The organism is Mycobacterium innocens, from assembly GCF_900566055.1.
Taxonomy (GTDB): Bacteria; Actinomycetota; Actinomycetes; order Mycobacteriales; family Mycobacteriaceae; genus Mycobacterium; species Mycobacterium innocens.
In genome coordinates, this window is sequence record NZ_UPHQ01000152.1 from 1 (window position 1) to 4514 (window position 4514).

The window sequence follows — 4514 nt, forward strand, 5'->3', positions numbered from 1 at the left end:
GAGTTGTATGTGGCCGGTGCGGGGGTGGGTGTGGGGTATTGGCGGCGCGCGGCGTTGACGGCGTCGCGGTTTGTGGCGTGTCCGTTCGCCGCTGCCGGGGTGCGGATGTATCGGACTGGGGATCTGGTGTTTTGGCGTGCTGATGGGCAGCTGGATTATGTGGGGCGCGCTGATGAGCAGGTCAAGATCCGCGGGTATCGGATCGAACTCGGCGAGGTGCGGGCGGCGCTGTCCGGGCTGCCCGGGGTGCAGACCGCGGTGGTGATCGCCCGTGAGGACCGCCCCGGGGATAAGCGCCTGGTCGGGTATGTCACCGAGTCGGTCGCCGGGGCGGTGGAGCTGGCCGGGTTGCGTGCCGCGCTGGCCCAGCGGCTGCCGGGCTATATGGTGCCGGCGGCGGTGGTGGTCGTTGATGGGTTGCCGCTGACCGCTAACGGCAAGCTCGATACCCGCGTCCTGCCCGCACCGGAATACCGCGATGTTGATCGGTACCGGCCCCCGACCACGGCGGTCCAGGAGATCCTGGCCGGTATCTACGCCCAAGTCCTGGGCTTAGAGCGGGTCGGAGCCGACGACTCGTTCTTCGAGCTTGGTGGCGACAGCATCTTGTCGATGCAGGTGGTGGCCCGGGCTCGGGCGGCGGGCCTGCTGCTTCGGCCGCGCGATATTTTCGTTGAGCAGACCGTGGTTGGGCTGGCCCGAGTGGTCGGGCTGGCCGGCGGGATTGACGACGGTGATGAGGGGATCGGGCCGGTGGTGGTCACCCCGATCATGCGCAGGCTGGCCGGGGTGGACGATGCGGGTGGCCCGGTGCAGCAGTTCAACCAGACGCTGGTGCTGCAGGCTCCGGCGGGGGTGACCGAGGCCGATGTGGTGGTGTTGTTGCAGGCGTTGCTGGATCGCCATGCCATGTTGCGGCTACGGGTCGAGCCGGGCGGGGGGGACGGTGCGCGGGAGTGGTCGTTATGGGTGCCCGAACCGGGCTCGGTGGATGCGCGTGGGTGCTTGTCCGCGGTGGATGTGTTGTCCGAGCAGGCGGTGGTAGGGGCGCGGTCGCGATTGAACCCGGCCGGCGGGGTGATGCTTTCTGCGCTGTGGGTCGGCTCGACGGGCCAGCTGGTGTTGATCGTTCATCATCTGGCCATCGACGGGGTGTCGTGGCGGATTTTGGTGGAGGACCTCAACGTCGCCTGGGCCCAGCATTGCGGCGGCCAGCACATAGCGCTGCCGGTGACTGGGACGTCGTTTGCGCGGTGGGCGTCGCTGCTGGCCGAGCATGCACGCCGCCCAGAAGTCGTTGGTCAGGTGCGGGTGTGGCGGGAGGTGGCGGCGGCCCCGGCCGCGTTGCCCGCGGTCGAGCCCGCGGTGGATACGTTGGCCACTGCTGGGCGTCTGTCGGTGGTGTTGGATGCCGCGACCACCGGCATGCTTTTGGGTGAGGTGCCCGCGGCGTTTCATGCCGGGATACACGAGATCTTGTTGATCGCGTTCGGGTTGGCGTGGGCGGAGTTTTTGGGCGATGGCGGCGCGCCGGTCGGCATCGACGTCGAAGGGCACGGCCGCCACGAGGAATTGGCCCCCGGTATCAACCTGACGCGCACCGTGGGGTGGTTCACCACCCTATACCCGGTGACCTTGACGGTAGGCGGGCTGTCCTGGGCGCAGGTGCTCGCCGGCGATACGGGGTTGGGGACGCTGATCAAGCACGCCAAAGAGCAGCTTCGGGCGCTGCCCGATGCCCTGAGCTACGGGCTGTTGCGCTATCTGAACCCCGATGTGGAGGTGGGCGGATCTGACCCGGTGATCGGGTTCAACTATCTGGGGCGCCTCGGCGGGGCGGCGGGCGAGCTCGCTAGCGACCCGTGGCGAATCTCCCCAGAAGGCATGTCGATGACCGGCGTGGCCGCGGCGCTGCCGATGCCGCTGCCGCACACCGTGGAACTTAACGCCGTCACCGTGGACACCGAGGCCGGCCCGCAGTTGCACGCCAACTGGATGTGGGCACGCTCGGCGCTCGATGACGCGGCGATCATCGGGGTTAGCGGGTTGTGGTTTGAGGCCCTGGCCGGCATCAGCGCGCACGTGCGCGCCGGTGGGGGTGGGTTGACGCCGTCGGATATCACCCCTGCCCGGCTCAGCCAGCCACAGATCGACGAGCTGCAGCGCCACTACCGGATCGCCGATATTTTGCCGCTGACCCCGCTGCAGCAGGGGCTGCTCTTTCATGCCGGCACCGCGCGCGGCAGTGACGACGAGGTGTATGCGGTGCAGCTGGCTTTCACCGTGGCCGGCCCGCTGGACCCGGCCCGGCTGCGCGAGGCGGTGCAAACGGTGATCACCCGCCATCCGCACCTGGTGGCCCGTTTCTGCCAACGATTCGACGAGCCGGTGCAGATCATCCCGGCCGATCCGCAGGCCGGGTGGCGCTATGTCGAGGTGGACGGCCAGGACCCCGACGGTGAGGAACGGATCGAGCGGGTGTGCACCGCCGAACGCGCCGCGGTCTGCGATCTGGGCGCCGATCAGCCGGTGTTTCGGGTGGCGTTGCTCCGCATCGCGCCGGATCGGCACCGGTTGGTGCTGACCAACCATCACGTCGTGATGGATGGCTGGTCACTCCCGATCCTGCTGGGGGAGATGTTTGCCAGCTATCACCACCAGCGGCTGGCAGCGGCGGTCCCGCATCGCAGGTTTGTTTCCTGGCTGGCTGACCGGGATTTGGAGGCCGCCCACGTGGCCTGGCGGCAGCTGCTCGCCGGTTTTGACGCCCCGACCCTGGTGGCCCCGCTGGGCCCGTTGAGGACAGGGCGGCAAAGCGTGGTCTCGCGTCGGCTGCCCGAACAACTCACCGAGGCCATAAGCGAGCTGGCCCGCTCGTGTCACACCACGGTCAGCATCGTGTTGCACGGCGCCTTCGCGCGGCTGCTGTGCTGTCTGACCGGCCAGCACGATGTCGTCTTCGGCACGGTGGTCTCGGGTCGGCCAGACGAGGTGGCCGGCGCGGAATCGATGGTGGGCCTGTTCATTAACACGGTGCCGGTACGGGCAACCATCACGCCGGCAACCACCACCACCGAGCTGTTGGGCCAGCTGCAGGGCGCCTACAACGACACCCTCGAGCACCAGCACCTGGCGCTTGCCGAGATCTACCGCGTCACCGGTCACGAACAGCTGTTCGACACCCTTTGCGTGTATGAGAACTATCCGGTCGACACCGCCGCGTTGGCGGGCGCCGACGGGTTGGCCATCACCGATATCACCAGCCGCGATTCCTCCCACTATCCGCTGACGGTGGTCGCCTGGCCGGGGGCTGAGCTGGGTCTTCGTGTCGAATACGACACCGAGGTGTTTGATGCGGCCGGCATCGAGGCGCTGGTCGAGCGGTTGCAGAAGGTGCTGGCGGCGATGGCCGCCGATCCCGCCGGGCGGCTCTCGTCGATCGATGTGCTCGATGCCGGTGAGCACGCCCGCCTCGATGAGATCGGTAACCGGGCGGTGTTGACCCGGCCCGCACCCCCGCCGGTGTCGATTCCGCTGGTGTGGGCCGCGCAGGTGGCGCGCACCCCCGAGGCGGTGGCGGTGAGCTTTGAGGGCCGCTCGATGACCTATCGCGAGTTGGAGGGAGCCGCTAACCGGTTGGCGCATCTGTTGGCCGGCCATGGCGCGGGCCCGGGGCGTTGTGTGGCGCTGCTGTCTCCGCGCTGCGCTGAGGCGATCGTGGCGATGTTGGCGGTGCTCAAGACCGGGGCGGCTTACCTGCCGATCGACCCGACGATCCCCGATGCGCGGCTGCAGTTCATGCTGGCCGACGCGGCCCCGGTCGCCGCGGTCACCACCACCGCGCTGGCCGACCGGCTCGACGGGTGCGCCCTGGCCGTGATCGATGTCGAGGATCCCGGTGTTGGCGCCCAACCCAGCACCGCGTTGCCGGCGCCGGCCCCCGATGACCTCGCCCACCTGATCTACACCTCGGGCACCACCGGTGTGCCGAAGGGGGTGGCGGTCACCCACCACAACGTCACCCAGCTGTTCGACTCGCTGCAGATCGGCGTGCAGCTGGGCCCGGGGCAGGTGTGGACGCAGTTTCACGCTTATGCCTTTGACTTCTCGGTGTGGGAGATCTGGGGTGCGCTGCTGCACGGGGGGCGGTTGGTGGTGGTGCCCGAGTCGGTGGCGCGCTCACCGGAGGACTTCCACGCGTTGCTGGTCAGCGAAGAGGTCAGCGTGCTCACCCAGACCCCGTCGGCGGTGGGGATGCTCCCGGTGGCGGGGTTGGATGCGGCGGCGCTGGTGATCGGTGCCGAGCCGTGTCCGGCCGAGCTGGTGGATCGGTGGGCGCCGGGGCGGGTGATGGTTAACGTCTATGGTCCGACCGAGACCACGGTGTGGGCGTCCAGCAGTGCGCCGCTGACCGCGGGGTCGGGGGTTCCGCCGATCGGTGCGCCGGTGGCGGGGGCGGCGTTTTTGGTGCTGGATGGGTGGTTGCGGCCGGTGCCGGTGGGGGTGGTGGGGGA

1 protein-coding gene is annotated in these 4514 nt (G+C 68.9%); it reads left to right on the forward strand.

Annotation, left to right across the window (positions count from 1 at the left end; all coding sequences use genetic code 11):
- The coding region (locus EET03_RS15250) for a condensation domain-containing protein (protein ID WP_167470645.1) at window positions 1–4514 on the forward strand (4514 nt) is incomplete at both ends.